The organism is Adhaeribacter sp., from assembly GCF_057359045.1.
The window spans coordinates 56,177-71,785 of the sequence record NZ_JBMQUD010000012.1; the positions used below are offsets into that span (position 1 = coordinate 56,177).

A 15,609-nucleotide genomic window follows, 5' to 3' on the forward strand; every position below is an offset into this window, starting at 1 on the left:
TTCGTCTGGTATAATTAGCTTAACTCAGTACATCTTTGTACTGCATTTGGTAAAGCTGGGCATAATAGCCTTGGCGCTGTAACAATTCTTCGTGGTTACCAACTTCTTTTATTTCGCCTTTATCCAATACAATAATTTTATCGGCTTTCTGGATAGTAGACAACCGGTGGGCAATTACAATAGAAGTGCGGCCCTGCATCAACTGCTCAATAGCATAGCGGATCAGTTCTTCGGTTTCGGAATCTACCGATGACGTGGCCTCATCCAGAATAATAATACGGGGGTTGTATACCATGGCCCGTACAAAAGAAATAAGCTGTCGCTGGCCTACTGATAAAGTAGCGCCCCGCTCCATTACTTTATAATCTAAACCGCCGGGCAAACGCTCGATAAACTTACGGGCTCCCACCAGTTCGGCGGCATGCCAGATTTGCTCCCGGGTAATATCCGGATTACCCAGCGAAATATTATCGGCAATAGAACCGGAGAATAAAAACACGTCCTGCAATACCACGCCAATTCTTCGCCTTACCACATCCAGGTCGTACTCTTTTAAATCTACGCCGTCTATCCGAATGGTGCCTTTGTTTATTTCGTAGAACCGACTAAGCAAATTAATAATGGAGGTTTTACCAGCGCCGGTAGCCCCCACAAATGCCACAGTCTGGCCGGCTTTTACCCCAAAAGAAATATCGCGCAGCACGTACTCTTCGTTGTTGTAAGCAAACCAAACGTGCTCAAAAGTTACATCGCCTTTAATGGTTTCAGGAGCATAGGTACCAGTATCGGAAATTAATTCGTTGCTGTCGAGCAGGCGCACAATACGCTCGGTACTTACCACGCCCAGTTGCAAGGTGTTAAAGCGGTCGGCAATTTGCCGGATGGGCCGGAAAAACATGGCAATGTACATGATAAAAGCAATGAGCGTACCCAGCGTTACCTGTTCGTTTATAACCCCGCGGGCTCCGTACCACACCAGCAAACCAGTGCCAGTAGCACCAATTACTTCGGCCACCGGAAAATAAATAGAGTAATACAGTACCGATTTAATCTGGGCCCGGGTATGCTCCTGGTTTATTTTCTGAAACTTTTTCTCTTCGCGGGCTTCGTTGTTAAATATTTGCACAATGTTCATGCCGGTGAGGTGTTCCTGCACAAAAGCATTTAAATTGGCCACCGCCGTTCGCACCTCCTGAAACGAGGCTTTTACCTTTTCTTTAAAGATATAAGTACTGATAAATAAAAACGGGAAAGTAGCCAGGCTTACCAGAGTCAGTTTCCAGTCGATGTAGAGCATATAGCCCAAGATAAATACCAGTTGCAGAATATCGCCCAACATGGCGGCTAAACCTTCGGAAAACACATCGGAAAGCTGCTCTACATCCGATACGTTGCGGGTTACCAACGTACCAATGGGTGTACGGTCGTAGAACTTGAGGCGCAGTTTGAGCACGTGCCGATACAACATTACCCGGATATCCCGTACAATGTGCTGCCCCAGCCAACCGGCAAAATACGTATGCATATACTCTACACACGTGTGCACCACCAGCAACACGCCCAGCCACAGAAACATTTTGTTCAGGCCCGTCATGTCGCCCAGCATAATGTGGTTATCTACGGTGTACTGAATCAGGAATGGCCGCAACGCCGCCAGTATAGCCGACGCAACGGTTAGAATAATAATAAAATAAAATATATGCTTATAAGGTGTAACAAAGGCATACAAGCGCTTCAGGGTCTGAAAATCGAAGACGCGCCCTGCCTGATTACCTGTATTCTGTTCCAATAGTATATTGTTTTAAACCGACCGCCTGCTACTTGGTTGCAGGTACTGCGGGGTATTGTAAAATATAACGGCAAAGCTACTACTTTTATGCGTAGCCCGCACAGCCTAAGGTGTAACTGCTAAAGCAAGGCCGAGGTTTTATTCTGGTTAAATTTTTCTTTTTGCTCCGCGAAATAATTGTTGGGGTAAGTTACCTGGGTCAGGAACAGGCCCGTTGCCGGGGCCGCCCCGCTGGCTTGCCGCCGGTCTTGTGCAGCTAATATCTTTTTAAAATCGGCCGGCGAAATTTTACCGGTACCTACATCCAGTAAAGTACCCACTACCAGCCGCACCATCCCCCGCAAGAACCGGTTGGCCCGAATGGTAAACAACAGCCCTTGGGGCGTTGCCTGCCAGTATGCTGCCAGCATCTGACAACGGTAATGCAAAGTATCGCCTTTAACTTTCGAGAACGTGGTAAAATCTTCGTGGACTAGCAAATGCGTAGCCGCTTCGTTTAGCAGATCCAGATTTACAGGTCGGCTTAAATAATGGGCATAGCGTTGCAAAAACGGATTTTTATGCAAGGTGATGCGGTACTCGTAGGTACGGGCAACCGCATCGAAGCGGGCGTGTGCCTCCGGGCCAACCGGGTATAAAGCGTTGGCACTAATATCCGGCGGAAGTAAGCGGTTCAGGCGATAACAAAAAGCAGTAGCATTGGGTAAGGTTTCCGGTACATTAAAATGAACTATTTGCTGCGCGGCGTGTACCCCGGTATCCGTCCGGCCACTACCCACGGTTTCAATGGGCTGCCGCAAAATCATGGACAAAGCAGTATTTAATATTTCCTGTACCGTGCGGGCATTGGGTTGGGTTTGCCAGCCGTGGTATCCGGTACCATCATAAGTTATATCTAAAAAATAACGCATTAAATCTGTTCCTACTTTATATATTAAGGCGTAAGTAGCCTTTTATTTCTTCTTGCAAAATATTACAAATTATCCTTACCGGTAATATAGGACTACATTGTAGTTAGCTGTGTTAGCAGGTTAACTCCACACCCAATTTTTTATTTAAATAGAGGTAATTTCTGGTTTATAATCAACAATATTTGAATAAGCCAAGCCATATAATTGCCGGGAATATACAATAGCCCATATCCTGCCTAATTTTCTGATTACAGGCCAGGTTAAATCCGGAATATAAGCGGCCGGCATGGTTTTTCTTTACAATTGGTTTACCTAATTTTGCAAATAATTTTGCAAGTTAATTAACGATATTATGATCCAAAGAATTCAAAGTGTATTTCTGCTTATCCTGATTATAGCCATGGTCAGCTTGTTGTTCCTGCCATTATGGGCCAAAACCAATCCGCAAAATAACCAGGAAGTTGTTCTTACGGCTTTCTCGTTAAGCTCGCAGGCAGCTACCCCTACCGATGGTGTTAGCACCCTGAGCACCATCAATAAAAACACCATGGCCATTGCTGGTTTAGCTATTATTATTGCGCTGGTTGCCCTTTACGAGATTTTCCAGTTTAAAAGCCGTTTTACGCAAATCAAACTGGGTTTACTCAACTCTTTGTTGTTGGCCGCTTTGTTGGGTACTATCTTTTATTTTTCGTCGTACGTAGGCGACGAACTGGTAAAAACAACTACACCCGGCGAATACCAGGCTGGTTTTTATTTACCAATTCTGGGTTTAATTGTAAACTCCCTAGCCAACCGTTTTATTAAACGCGACGAAGACCTGGTACGTTCGGTAGACCGGCTGCGGTAATTTCTGATTACCAGAGAGACTTCATAACTATTATCAAACCGAAAAGCCCATCTTACACGATAGGCTTTTCGGTTTTTTATTTAATACACATTTTTTCTTGGGAAATAAAGCCAATATTTTACCTGCCCAACCCGTTTACATACCGCTCTAATTCCCGGGCACTGGAATCGAAGGTAAATGCCTCGTACACCACGTAAAAATTACGGCGGTCGCACACATTGGCGTAAACAAACTTGGCCAAATCGGTTTTGCGGTTATCAAAGCTAAAAAGCTTCATTACACTTTTTAAATCTTCGGCATAAATGCTGCTCTGGCCTAAAACCTGTTTGGCCAACGATAACTTATCATCATCAAAAGGACGAGCCGCTACCGCGTTATAAAACCTTTCGAACTCGGCACCCACTAATAAATCGGGGCAATCTGACGAGCGTGGCCGATTGTCGGGGCGGTAATCGGGTACGGGCAGCGGTGGCGTAGGGTAAACAGGCGATACGATGCCTCCATTAATAGGGTACTGGCCTACTTTGCTTAAAACTACCCGCGGCCGGCGGCCGGTAACTTGCACCAAAAATTCGGTTTCGTAGCCAGGTTCTAAAAACACACGGGTGCGGTGTATCAAAGCGCCCATGCGGTCGGGGAAACGAATTTCGGCGGCGTGGTAGCCAGGCGGCAAATCATTTAAACGTAAGCGGTCGGTAGGGTTGCGGTTTATTAACCGCCCATCTATAATTACCAGAAAAGGTTCGCCGCGTTTAGAAGCAAAGGCCACACTGGCCCGGCTGGCAAGGGCTTGTTGGGTCCAGATAAATATTCCGAAGAATAAGACCACTAAAGGTTTCATAGCTTTTTTTATTAAGAGGTAAAGGTTATATCATATATACCCTAAGCCAATTATTATGCCAGAACTTCTAGCCTACGCCTGCTGATGCTTGTTTATAAAGTTTTAGAAAAGTTATTGCGTAGAGGTTTGAAACAAAAACTAATATTTCCAGAAGGTTTGTCCTAAAAAGTCTTTCCCAACGCAGGAAGTGAGCCTTTGTCTCAATATTTTAATTCAGTTACTACCAAATATTATTTAGTATCAGATAAAAAGCCGGGGAAAATTTAATGATTATATCATTACCTAGGATAGAAAAAGGGTGCAGACAAGAACGCCCGCACCAACAATTAAGATTGCAGTATTTACCGGCAACCAGATTTGGACAATCCTGCTAGTGGTACCGCAGCTACTGATTATTCCTGAAAATTAATACTCAAACTGCCCGTAAGGGCTTTTAATGGTAAGGTGGTTAGTAGCCGATGTTTCTACCCGGCCTATTATCTGGGCCGGAATATTGTAGCCGGCGGCTATATGTATTAAATCCTGGGCATACGTTTCGGGCAAATAAATTTCGAGACGGTGACCCATGTTAAATACTTTGTACATTTCCTGCCAGGAGGTTTGGCTTTCTGCCTGAATGATTTGGAACAAAGGTGGCACCGGCAACAAATTGTCTTTTATAATATGTACCTGTTGGGTAAAGTGCAGCACTTTGGTTTGCGCGCCGCCGCTGCAATGTACCATACCATGTATATGCGGCCGATGCTCCTGCAATATTTCGCGCACCAAAGGCGCATACGTACGGGTCGGCGATAATACCAGCTTACCCATGGTAACCCCCAGACCCGGTACTACATCGGTGAGTTTATACCCGCCGGAATAAACCAAATCGGCGGGCACGCCGGGGTCAAAACTCTCGGGGTACTGTTGGGCCAGGTATTTGGCAAAAACATCGTGGCGGGCCGAAGTAAGGCCGTTGCTGCCCATGCCGCCGTTGTATTCGGTTTCGTAAGTGGCCTGGCCAGCCGAGGCAAAGCCCACAATTACATCACCGGCCTGAATAGTATGGTTAGATATTACTTCGTCGCGGCGCATGCGGGCCGTAACGGTGCTGTCTACAATAATGGTGCGCACCAGGTCGCCCACATCGGCGGTTTCGCCGCCAGTGCTGTAAATGCCCATACCATTATCGCGGAGCAGTTGCAATATTTCTTCGGTACCATTAATAATAGCCGCAATTACCTCGCCGGGTACTAAATTTTTATTCCGCCCAATCGTAGACGAAAGCAAAATATTATCTATAGCCCCTACGCACAACAAATCGTCTACGTTCATGATAATAGCGTCCTGGGCAATGCCTTTCCAAACCGATAGATCGCCGGTTTCTTTCCAGTACAGGTAAGCCAGTGCCGATTTAGTACCCGCGCCGTCGGCGTGCATAATGTTGCAGTAAGCGGGGTCGCCGGCGAGTAAATCCGGAATTATTTTACAAAACGCCTGCGGGAACAAGCCTTTGTCTATATTTTTAATGGCGGCATGTACGTCTTCTTTCGAGGCCGAAACACCCCGGCGCAAATAGCGATTTTCCATTTTAAAGTAATTAGTGGTTAGTAATTAGTTATTAGCTTTCGGTAGTAAGGCAGACCAACAAATTAATTACTGGCACAAAAATAAGAAAGCCGCTTTAATAAGCGGCTTTCTGGCAGGAGTTTTCTAAAATATAATACTGAATTAATTAGCTTAACGCTGAAAACTAAACTCTAAATACGAACCACTAACCACTACTCCGCAATGCGGGTAACTTTAAATTCGGTGCGGCGGTTGCGTTGGTGCTCTTCTTCGGTTTTGGCGTTTTTCACGATTAACTGGGTTTCGCCGTAACCTTTAGCTGTTACCCGTTTGGCGTCTATGCCTTTAGAAATAATATATTCCACCGCCGATTTGGCCCGCCGCTGCGATAAATCTAAGTTATAAGCATCTTTGCCGCGTACGTCGGTGTGGGAGCTTAACTCAATGGTAATTTTAGGGTTATCTACCAACGTTTGTACCAGTTTATCTAACTCCAGGGCTGCATCCGGCCGAATATCAGCTTTATCTAAATCGTAGTAAATATTTTCTACTACAATGGGTTTGTTCTTAACAATTTTAGCTAAAGTTAATGTGGCCGATAACCGGATGTCGGTTAAAGGTTTGGTAAGCGAAGCTTGCGGCGGTGTTTTGCCAACGGTGGTTATGGCCTGGCGGGCCGCAAAATAACCCGGCCGCTCGGCAATAATAGAATATGTGCTGGCTGTATCGAGGGCAAAGCTTAAATTACCGGCTTCGTTACTTAGTTCGTCTTCAATGCGTTTACCCTGAGCATCTTGCAGGGTAACTTTTACGTTGTTCATGGGCTTGGTGGTGTTGGCATTACCTTCCAGCCGCTCCAGTACTTTTACATCTACAAAGAAATTAACCAGTTTGGGCTGATTTTTCCGGAAGAAATAAATATCGTCGCTGCCTTTACCGCCTTCTCTCTCCGACGAAAATATGCCTGATTCGGCGTTAAGCGGGTAAATGCCAAAGTCGTCGCCGGTAGAGTTTATTTCGGTGCCTAAATTTACTACCTGGTTATTTTCTAACCGGTAAATATCGAGCTTACCTAAGCCGGGGTGCCCATCCGACGAAAAATAAAACGTGCCATCAGAGCCTATTGCCGGAAAACTTTCGTTGCCAGGTGTATTTACCGGGGCACCTAAATTTTCGGGTGCCGAAAAATTACCATTATCATCCAGGGTGGCTTTATAAATATCGGTACCACCTAGGCCGCCTTTGCGGTCAGAGGCGAAATACAGGGTTTTGCCGTCGGGCGCTAAAAATGGTGTGGAGTCCCAGGCATCGGTTTTATTTAGCCGGATGGAACGTGGCTCGGTCCAGGCGCCGGAACGGAACCGGGAAATAAATAAATCTACACTCAGGCGGCCTTTTTTGGTACCCTCGTTGCTGCGGGCAAATATTACGGTTTTGCCATCGGGGGTAAAAGTAGCTACTGCATCGTGAATACCCGCCAAATTCATTTGCTCATCAAACTTGCGCACGGCACCGGCACTGGTCACATCGTTCGGGTTATCGGGTTTAAATGCGTATAAATCAGTAAAGCCTTGGCCATTGCCTTTAAAAACGGCCCCACCACCCCGCGACGAGGCAAATATTAATTCGCCGTTGGCCATGGCAATGCCAAAATCAGCCGCATCGGTATTAATGGGGTCTAATGGTTTTACTTCGTAATAATTTTTCTTGTTCAGTACTTCCGGCAGTTCGGTTAAGTTAGCTACTTCGCGGCGCGCCCGCTCTACGTACGTTTTATTCGCACCCACTTCGGCGTAACGGGTAAGTTCGGTGCTGGCTTCGTTGTACTTACCGTTGGCCCGCAAGGCCAAACCGTAGTTTAAGTACACATCTTCTTTTTTATAGCCGTTATCCAGGGCCGCTTTGTAATAAGGCTCGGCCAGTTGTATCCGATTAGATTTGCGGTACGACTCGGCCATCTGGAAATTCAAGAGCCCATCGTTGGGTTTATTTTTTAATAATTTGCCGTAAAGCTGAATAGCGCCCTGGTATTCTTCCCGCTCAAATAATTTATTTGCTTTACCGGCTTTATTAACCACGCCGCAGGCAGCCATGGTCATAAACCAGCTTAAGAAAAGGAGTGTGTATAATTTTTGCTTCATTAATTTGGGCAGCAGTATAAATAAATGGTAGTTAAGGCTTATTTAAATAATCTTATTTACAACGCATATTTACCTAAATATATTTTAGAAATAACGCGCCAGCCAGGTTTCTTTTGCGGGTTTGGGCCAGTTATTCTGAATTTGCCCCGCTGTAGCCACGGTATTATCAAAATAAAGACTATCCTGCTGCAAATCGCCGGCGTTAATTTTGTCTTTAATGGCTTTTAATGGCACTACTTCTACGGCGCTGTTATTATAAAAAGCTAACTGGGTGCGGTCAAAGAAAGTTACGTTCAGGCGTTCTTCGAGCTGTTTCACAAAACGCACCGAGGCATCTATAGAACAGCCGCTCGGCGAATTTACGTCTTCGTCGTTGCCAATTACTAAAAAACGGTTGTAAAAAAGCTGGGCTGAGGCTTGTAATTTTTGCCCGTGGCTGGTCCATTCGGTAACGAATTGGGTAAGTACCGGATTAAGTTCTTCTACTTCGGCATCGGTCAGGTCGCGGCTGGCCTGGTAAATCCAAACCCGGGAGTGCTGAGGTAACTGGTGAAAAGGAATGTACATTTTAATTATTTGTTTTTAACAACTGATTAATCCTGCGGGTATGAGCCAAGGAAAAATCAACTTTCATTATTTAATTTGTTAATCTAAATCGTTTTCTAAAAACAATAGATAATATAGGAAATAAAAACAGGCCGGCATAAATAATTCCGCTTTGAACGGTGAATACTTCGGCAAGGGTTAACCCGATATTTATACCAAGGCAAATCAGCCCTAAAGCTAGCAGCAAAAGTTCGTAAATTTTAAGTCTTATTTCCATTTTAAAAGGTTGTAAGTGTAACCGGAATTTCCAAAAACATAAATCAGGCCGCCGCGGCTGCGGTGTCCTTTCTTAATACTTGCCGGTCATAAGACGCGGCAAGGGCGGAGGTAGTCGCGTTTTGCCTTTGTTTTATAACAAAGACTTATGTTTAGTAAACAATTAATAATCAATAATTAATAGTTAGCAATCAACAACCAGAGATAGAACTAAGCATTTAACCCTTCGGCCGAGGCAATTAATTCGGCAATATCAAAAACTTTTACTTCGCCTTCGCGGTCTTTGTTTTTAACCCCATCAGACAGCATGGTCATACAAAACGGGCAAGCCGAGGCAATAACATTTGCATTGGTAGCCAAGGCTTCTTCGGTACGCTCCAGGTTTATGTCTTTTTTGCCGGGTTCAGGTTCTTTCCACATTTGGGCCCCGCCGGCACCGCAGCACAAACCATTGGCACGGCTCCGCTTCATTTCTACCAGGTCGGCGTCTAAAGCAGCCAGTACTTCGCGCGGAGCTTCGTAAATGCCATTGGCCCGGCCCAGGTAGCAAGAGTCGTGGAAGGTAATGCGCTTGCCTTTAAACTCGCCGCCATCTGCCAACCGCACTTTGCCTTCGTTTATGAGTTGCTGCAAAAAAGTGCTGTGGTGAATTACTTCGTAATTACCGCCTAAATCGGGGTATTCGTTTTTAATAGTGTTAAAGCAGTGCGGACAAGCCGTTACAATTTTCTTAATGCCATAGCTATCCAGCACTTGTATATTGGTCATGGCCTGCATCTGAAACAAAAATTCGTTGCCGGCCCGTTTGGCCGGGTCGCCGGTGCAAGTTTCTTCCAAACCTAACACTGCGTATTTAATGCCCACGTGTTCCAGTATGCGTACAAAAGCGCGGGTTACGTTTTTATAACGATCGTCGAAAGCGCCGGCACAACCCACCCAGAATAATATTTCGGGCATTTCGCCGCGGGCCATAAAATCGGCCATGGTGGGTACCGTAATTTGTTTTTTCATTGATAGTAATTAGTAATTAGCTGTTAGCAGTTAGCTATTAGCTAGTGGTATTTAGTTGTTAATAGAAGTCAGGCTCGTTAAATCTGCTTCTAATTGCTCTTATAAAATTCAGTTTACTTACATATTTAAAGGGTTAACTGCTAAACACTAATTGTTAACAGCTACCCGCTAATTGCTAAGCGTTACCTTCTTTCTCCGCTACAAACAAATTATCGGCCCAATTCAGGCGGTCAGAAGGAGAGAAAGCCCAGGGCGCACCGTTGTTTTCGATGTTGGTAAACATGGCATTTAAAGCGTTGGGGGCCGCCGACTCTTCCAGTACCAAAAACCGCCGCATATCCATAATCGACGAAAGCTGATCGATATTTACCGGGCAGGCTTCTACGCAGGCGTTGCAGGTGGTGCAGGCCCAAAGCTCTTCGGGCGTAACGTAGCCGCGCAGCAAAGTATTTTCTTCGGTGGTTTTAACGCGCTCCTCGCCCATTTCTTTGTAATGGTTGGGCCGAAAAATAGCGGGATGTTCTCCTTTTTCTTCCAGCCGGTCGCGGGTATCCATAATAATTTTGCGCGGCGACAGCAGCTTACCGGTTAAGTTAGCCGGGCACACATCGGTACAGCGGCCGCACTCGGTACAGGTGTAGGCGTCCATTAGTTGTTTCCAACTCAGGTCTTCTACGTCTTTGGCCCCAAATTTCTGCGGTTCAGCATCGGCGGGCGGCGCAGGCACCTGGTAGCCGGGGTCCAGCATGGCTTTAATTTCGTGGGTAATGCTCTCGTTGGTCGTAAATTTACCTTTGGGCTCCAGCCGCGAGTAATAGACGTTGGGGAACGACATAATAATATGGAAGTGCTTGGAGCTGGGCAAATAATTCAGGAAAGCCAGTATCCCAACAATATGAATCCACCAGCCGGCACTCCGAATCACTTCCAGCGTAGCGACATCATTGCCCAAAACATTTACAAATAATTGGCTAACCGGAAAGCTGCCCGGCAGTTCTTCGCCTCGCAACCCGAATATTTTCAGGTCGGCGGTGTTAAAGGCAAAAAGTGCGAACATAAGTACGATTTCGATAACCAAAATAATATTGGCATCAAGCCGGGGCCAGGCGCGCATTTCGGGTCCGCGGGTTAAACGGGGCACCTGGGTAATATTGCGGCGCGCCAGGAATATAACACAAGCCACAATTACCAGTAAAGCCAGCAGTTCGTTTACTGCCATTAATAAACTATAAACCGGACCTAAAAAACTTAAAACGCGGTGCGTGCCAAAAATACCGTCAATTAAAATCTCGAGTACCTCAATATTTATTACCAGAAAACCTACGTACACAATGCCGTGCAGAATAGCCGGCCAGGGCCGTTTAAACATTTTTTGCTGCCCAAAAGCCACCAATAATAATTTATTCAGGCGTTCCTGCGGGTTACCCAAAATCTTTTTATCGCGGCCCAGATTTATATTTTTAATAATTTTCCGGAGCTGCCAAACAAATAGCCCAATACCGGCTACGGCAACCAGCAGAAAAATAATATTGCTAATCATGCAGTTTAGGTCTAAAACTTAAGGTTACTTACTTCTATAAAGCTTAACGTACGTAATGATAATAAAAGTAAGTAATTTCTCGGGTAAAAATATTTTTTCACGAATGTGTTGCACACTTAATTCGGATTACTTACTTTTGCATACTTTTTAATCAAAAGGTGCTGGTGATGTAGCTCAGTTGGTAGAGCAAAGGACTGAAAATCCTTGTGTCGTTGGTTCGATTCCAATCATCACCACCAGCACAAAAAGCCTCAGAGAAATCTGAGGCTTTTTTTATACCCTTTGCTTAACCACCAATTTTGTTAGTAAATTGCCTTAAATTACCGGGGATAAATTTCCAATCATAACAAACTACCGGCCTATTTTCCTCTTTCTTCTAACGAAACATTTTCCATCAGAAAAAGCCAATACCATTTGCGCTGCACAATGTGGTAACTGTTATTGGGTATAAAGTAAATATTATTACTATCGAACTTTGATAATACTCCGGAACGGGTTTTACCGGTTAATTTCCAAACCTGGATAATATCGCCGGAGCGAAAATATTTGATGGTTTTCATGTAGTGCCTTTTGGCCAGCTTATAAAGGACCAACAGCACCAGCAGCACGGCCGCTACCGTAAATTTATTGGCATAAATAAGCATTAAATAATATTCCCAGTTACTAATATTATCTGATAAGCGTTCTATGTAATAGCTCCAACTTTTTAATTCCAGATTCATTTACTAACTTCTTGGTTTCTCTATTTAACGGTATAATACGTTAAAACAGTATTTCGGATTAAAGCCACCCGTTAGTAAAAGTTTAATACAGAAAAGATTAACGCCAACCAGCGCAGAAACACTCCGGCAAAATATTATAAACCAGATCCTACATGACACATTTCCCGGTTACTCATTCTGTTCTTTCTGCCGGGCAACTAGCCTTGTTTATTGGAGAGAAATATGGTTTTAGCCGCACCACTACCTGCAAAGTTTTCCGGACGGGAATTAATCATACGTATTTGGTTTCGGAAAACGAAAACCAATATGTATTCCGGGTTTACAGCTACAACTGGCGCACCGAAACCGAAATAGCAGAAGAGCTGCGGGTGCTAAACCTGTTGCAAGTGGCTAACATACCGGTATCTTACCCTATCCGGGATAAACAAGGGAAATATATCCAAATGCTGCCGGCGCCCGAAGGCACCCGCTATGCCGTACTTTTTTCTTACGCACAGGGTAGTAAAATCAGGAATTTACCGCAAGAGACCTGCTACCATATTGGTTTGCTCCTGGCCCGGCTGCACCGCGTAACCGCTAACCTACCGGTAAACAGAATTACTTACCAAGCCCACATTTTAGCCCATTTGCCTTACGAGTACGCAAAAGCTTTTTTCCCGGAATCTATGCCCGAGATGCAGTTCCTGCAAAAGGCCGGCAACCAGCTAGCTACTTTATTTAACGCTGCTCCTCCGTTAAGAACCGGCGTGGTACACCTGGATGTGTGGTACGACAACATGAGTATACAGAATGATGCCACCATAACCCTTTTTGATTTTGACTTTTGCGGCAATGGCTGGTTAGTGCTGGATCTGGCTTATTTTGTACTGCAGTTATTTAATACCGAACCCGATAAAGAAATATTTGAAGTTAAGCTAAAAAGCTTTTACAAGGGTTATCAGGAAATTACGCCTCTACCCGAGGCGGAGCTAAAGCTACTGCCTTATGCCGGATTAGCCGTCTGGATATTTTATTTAGGCGTGCAGTGCCAACGCTTCGATAACTGGTCGAATATATTTTTATCAGCAAATTACCTGAAGCATTACCTGAGCCTGGTTAAAAACTGGCTGCAATACCACCAGATAGAAATAACCTAAAATATTCTTTACTTCCGGTTCTCGTAAAATATTTCGGTACCTATACCGGCTACTTTGGTGGGCCCTACTTGCAAGGTATTATGTTCGTACACCACCAAATCTACAATGGGTTTGCCGCTGGTAGGCACCTGGTTATTAATATCGGCTACTACCGAGTTCTGGGCTACATTGCGCCGGTAAATTAAACCAAATAAATAAGGCCCTTCAGAAGCTACCGTTTTGCCGGCGTTGGGGAAAGCCCAATTTTGAACCGCCCAGCGGCAGCCTTTAAATTTATTATTTACATACAAATGAAAGAAGTTGGGCTCGTGGCCTACATTGTGCTGCAAAGCAAAGCTGGCAATGCCTTGGCGTAAACTCTGCAGGGTATTATCGGCGGCGATGAAGTTAAGCACCCCGCCGTAAGGCTCAATGCCGGCAGCAGCCGTATGGGCACCATTATTGGCGGCGCGGGGTTTGCCATCTAAAAAGTTGCGGTAAATAATCAGGCGGTCATGGTAATCGCCGATTAACACAAAACTGGTTTTATCCGGTATAACCCGCCAGGGTTCGTGTAAGGTTACGGTGCCGTTCTGGTTGGCGGTTATGCGCCGCGATTGCCCAAAACCTTTGCCTTTAGAAATAATAGCATATTGGGCATTAGGGGCATTATTTTTATAATCTGAGAGGGTAAGCGTGCTTTCGGTAGCCGATAATGCGTAGCCAGCCCATTTACCTTCGCCGCCTTCCCATAAAAACTGTTCACCAGAATTCTGGTCGGGGTCTTTGCCGTGCCAGATAGGGTTATGCTGCGGCCGCACGGTTAAATCAGTAGTAATATTTTCGCCGAGGTACGTATTGCGGCAACTCCCCCAGGTTCCACTGCCGGTAAAAAACCGGCCTTTGCCCCACCCGGCGCCATTGTCTGGATCGGAATTATCTAAGTCCTGGCAGGTATTGCGGGTTAAACTTATGCCCACGCCGCCCCAGGTATGCAGCGCCATATCGGTATCGTTGGTTAACTTAAAATTATTTTTATCGAAAAACAATTGCGAACCGTTGCCTAAAAAAGTAGCCTTGCCTACTATGTCGCAGCCCGTTAAATAAATATACCGGCAATCGTGTAAGTCCATAATATCGTAACCGGCACACTGCAAGCCCACATTGGTTAATTTTATATGCTGGCTACCGCGCAAAAATATGGGTTTCTCCAGGGCACCTTTGTAGTTATGGTTGGTATCGAGGGTTAAATGACTGATGCTAAAATGCTGTACCCGGCCCGACAACAAACCTTGCGCCGATTTGGCATAATTGGGCGCACATTTAAGTATGGTTTTGTCTTTGCCGGCTCCTTTAAAATTTAAATTATCGATGGCGGGCAGGTAATCGTTCAATAAAAAGGTGCCCGCCGGAAAAACGACCGTGGCGCCGGCAATACCCCGGGCGGCCGCAATAGCTTTGCCAATGGCCTTACTGTTTGTTTCCGGCGAAGCGGCTGGCGAAGCGCCGTAATCTTTTACGTTAAATTCTTTAGCCGAGATCCGGGGTGCTTCAGTCAGGGTTAATCTTAAAGGTGCGGCCCACCCAAAATTACCGCCGTGCCCATTATAAGCCCAAACTTCGTATTCGCCGGCAACTAAATTAGCCGGTACTTCAAAATCTATTTTATACGGATTTATACCTGTTACCTTGGCCCACCGGCCGCTTCCGCTACGACTAGTAATATAAATATAACTCTTCAGCGCCCCGGTGCCATTCTGCTCGGCCAAATTTGTACCAAATACCGATATCACCTGTCCCGCGCTCACTTTATCCGGACCTAACCACCAGGCTTCAGTTTTATTTACCGCTACCGGCAAACCATAACCCGCTTTATTAACCGGCCACACCCAGTACATAGACCAGCGCGGCAGTATTTTGGGCAAAGTTATCACCGCCCGGTCGGGGAATATTTGCATTACTTTGGCATCTTTTACCACATCGTGGGCATAAACCGCAAACCGGGTATCGGGGGTAAAATTAATACCCGTTAGTACAATCGACTCGTCGGGGCCGGCGGTGCGGGTCCATTCGGCTATTTCGGGTGTATCTAAGCCGGTAGTTTGCGGAGCGGGTGGGGTAAACTTTTCGCCGGGTGTGGCGGGCAGCGGCGTAGGAGCTTTTACTTTTAGTACGGCCGGGTAAGTCTTTACTTTCTGGCTGGTTGCGTTGGCCTGGGTATAATGCGGTAAGTTATGGGCTGATAATTCTGGTGCGGGCATTAAGCTAGGTTTGGATACTGATTGAACTATAATTTTATTCTCTAAGAGTTACGGCGTA

Annotated in this window: 13 protein-coding genes and 1 tRNA gene; 3 read left to right on the top strand and 11 right to left on the bottom strand. The window is 45.5% G+C overall.

Annotated features, from left to right (window positions below):
• Window positions 1-19: 19 nt before the first annotated feature.
• Both ACO1R6_RS02550 and truA read right to left on the bottom strand, forming a co-directional pair.
• Complete coding sequence (locus tag ACO1R6_RS02550; protein WP_486261907.1) at window positions 20-1,789, bottom strand: ABC transporter ATP-binding protein; 1,770 nt, start codon at window positions 1,787-1,789, stop codon at window positions 20-22.
• Window positions 1,790-1,908: 119 nt separating this feature from the next.
• The gene (gene truA, locus ACO1R6_RS02555; protein WP_486261909.1) at window positions 1,909-2,700 is read right to left on the bottom strand and encodes a tRNA pseudouridine(38-40) synthase TruA; all 792 of its coding nucleotides are present in this window, start codon (window positions 2,698-2,700) and stop codon (window positions 1,909-1,911) included.
• Window positions 2,701-3,052: 352 nt separating this feature from the next.
• Between truA and ACO1R6_RS02560 the strand changes: the two genes are divergently transcribed.
• The gene (locus ACO1R6_RS02560) at window positions 3,053-3,550 is read left to right on the top strand and encodes a DUF4293 domain-containing protein (RefSeq protein ID WP_486261911.1); all 498 of its coding nucleotides are present in this window, start codon (window positions 3,053-3,055) and stop codon (window positions 3,548-3,550) included.
• A 118-nt stretch (window positions 3,551-3,668) separates the two neighbouring features.
• On the opposite strand, the gene ACO1R6_RS02565 is transcribed toward ACO1R6_RS02560, so the two are convergent.
• The 7 genes from ACO1R6_RS02565 to ACO1R6_RS02595 form a co-directional block, all read right to left on the bottom strand.
• On the bottom strand, window positions 3,669-4,391 hold the full coding sequence (locus ACO1R6_RS02565; protein WP_486261912.1) for a proline and serine-rich protein 1 family protein: 723 nt from the start codon (window positions 4,389-4,391) through the stop codon (window positions 3,669-3,671).
• Between the two features lie 405 nt (window positions 4,392-4,796).
• A complete protein-coding gene (locus ACO1R6_RS02570; RefSeq protein WP_486261914.1) occupies window positions 4,797-5,960 on the bottom strand; it encodes an AIR synthase related protein in 1,164 nt (387 codons plus the stop codon).
• A gap of 191 nt (window positions 5,961-6,151) precedes the next feature.
• Complete coding sequence (locus ACO1R6_RS02575) at window positions 6,152-8,080, bottom strand: CHU_0125 family OmpA-like outer membrane integrity protein (RefSeq protein WP_486261915.1); 1,929 nt, start codon at window positions 8,078-8,080, stop codon at window positions 6,152-6,154.
• 84 nt (window positions 8,081-8,164) lie between these two features.
• The gene (locus ACO1R6_RS02580) at window positions 8,165-8,647 is read right to left on the bottom strand and encodes a hypothetical protein (protein ID WP_486261916.1); all 483 of its coding nucleotides are present in this window, start codon (window positions 8,645-8,647) and stop codon (window positions 8,165-8,167) included.
• Window positions 8,648-8,717: 70 nt separating this feature from the next.
• Window positions 8,718-8,903, bottom strand: coding sequence for a hypothetical protein (locus tag ACO1R6_RS02585; protein WP_486261918.1), 186 nt, complete (start codon window positions 8,901-8,903; stop codon window positions 8,718-8,720).
• Between the two features lie 209 nt (window positions 8,904-9,112).
• Window positions 9,113-9,886, bottom strand: coding sequence for a (Fe-S)-binding protein (locus tag ACO1R6_RS02590; RefSeq protein ID WP_486261995.1), 774 nt, complete (start codon window positions 9,884-9,886; stop codon window positions 9,113-9,115).
• Between the two features lie 202 nt (window positions 9,887-10,088).
• Window positions 10,089-11,453: a 4Fe-4S dicluster domain-containing protein gene (locus tag ACO1R6_RS02595; RefSeq protein WP_486261920.1), complete on the bottom strand. Its 1,365-nt coding sequence runs from the start codon at window positions 11,451-11,453 to the stop codon at window positions 10,089-10,091.
• 163 nt (window positions 11,454-11,616) lie between these two features.
• On the opposite strand from ACO1R6_RS02595, the gene ACO1R6_RS02600 reads away from it, so the two are divergent.
• Window positions 11,617-11,692, top strand: a tRNA-Phe gene (locus ACO1R6_RS02600).
• A 120-nt stretch (window positions 11,693-11,812) separates the two neighbouring features.
• Here the strand turns inward: ACO1R6_RS02600 and ACO1R6_RS02605 are convergent.
• Window positions 11,813-12,175: a hypothetical protein gene (locus ACO1R6_RS02605; RefSeq protein WP_486261922.1), complete on the bottom strand. Its 363-nt coding sequence runs from the start codon at window positions 12,173-12,175 to the stop codon at window positions 11,813-11,815.
• A gap of 152 nt (window positions 12,176-12,327) precedes the next feature.
• Between ACO1R6_RS02605 and ACO1R6_RS02610 the strand changes: the two genes are divergently transcribed.
• Entirely contained in the window at window positions 12,328-13,311 is a 984-nt protein-coding gene (locus tag ACO1R6_RS02610; RefSeq protein WP_486261924.1) for a phosphotransferase, read from the top strand.
• 8 nt (window positions 13,312-13,319) lie between these two features.
• Here the strand turns inward: ACO1R6_RS02610 and ACO1R6_RS02615 are convergent, their stop codons facing one another.
• Complete coding sequence (locus tag ACO1R6_RS02615; RefSeq protein WP_486261926.1) at window positions 13,320-15,551, bottom strand: glycosyl hydrolase family 28-related protein; 2,232 nt, start codon at window positions 15,549-15,551, stop codon at window positions 13,320-13,322.
• Window positions 15,552-15,609 lie beyond the last annotated feature (58 nt).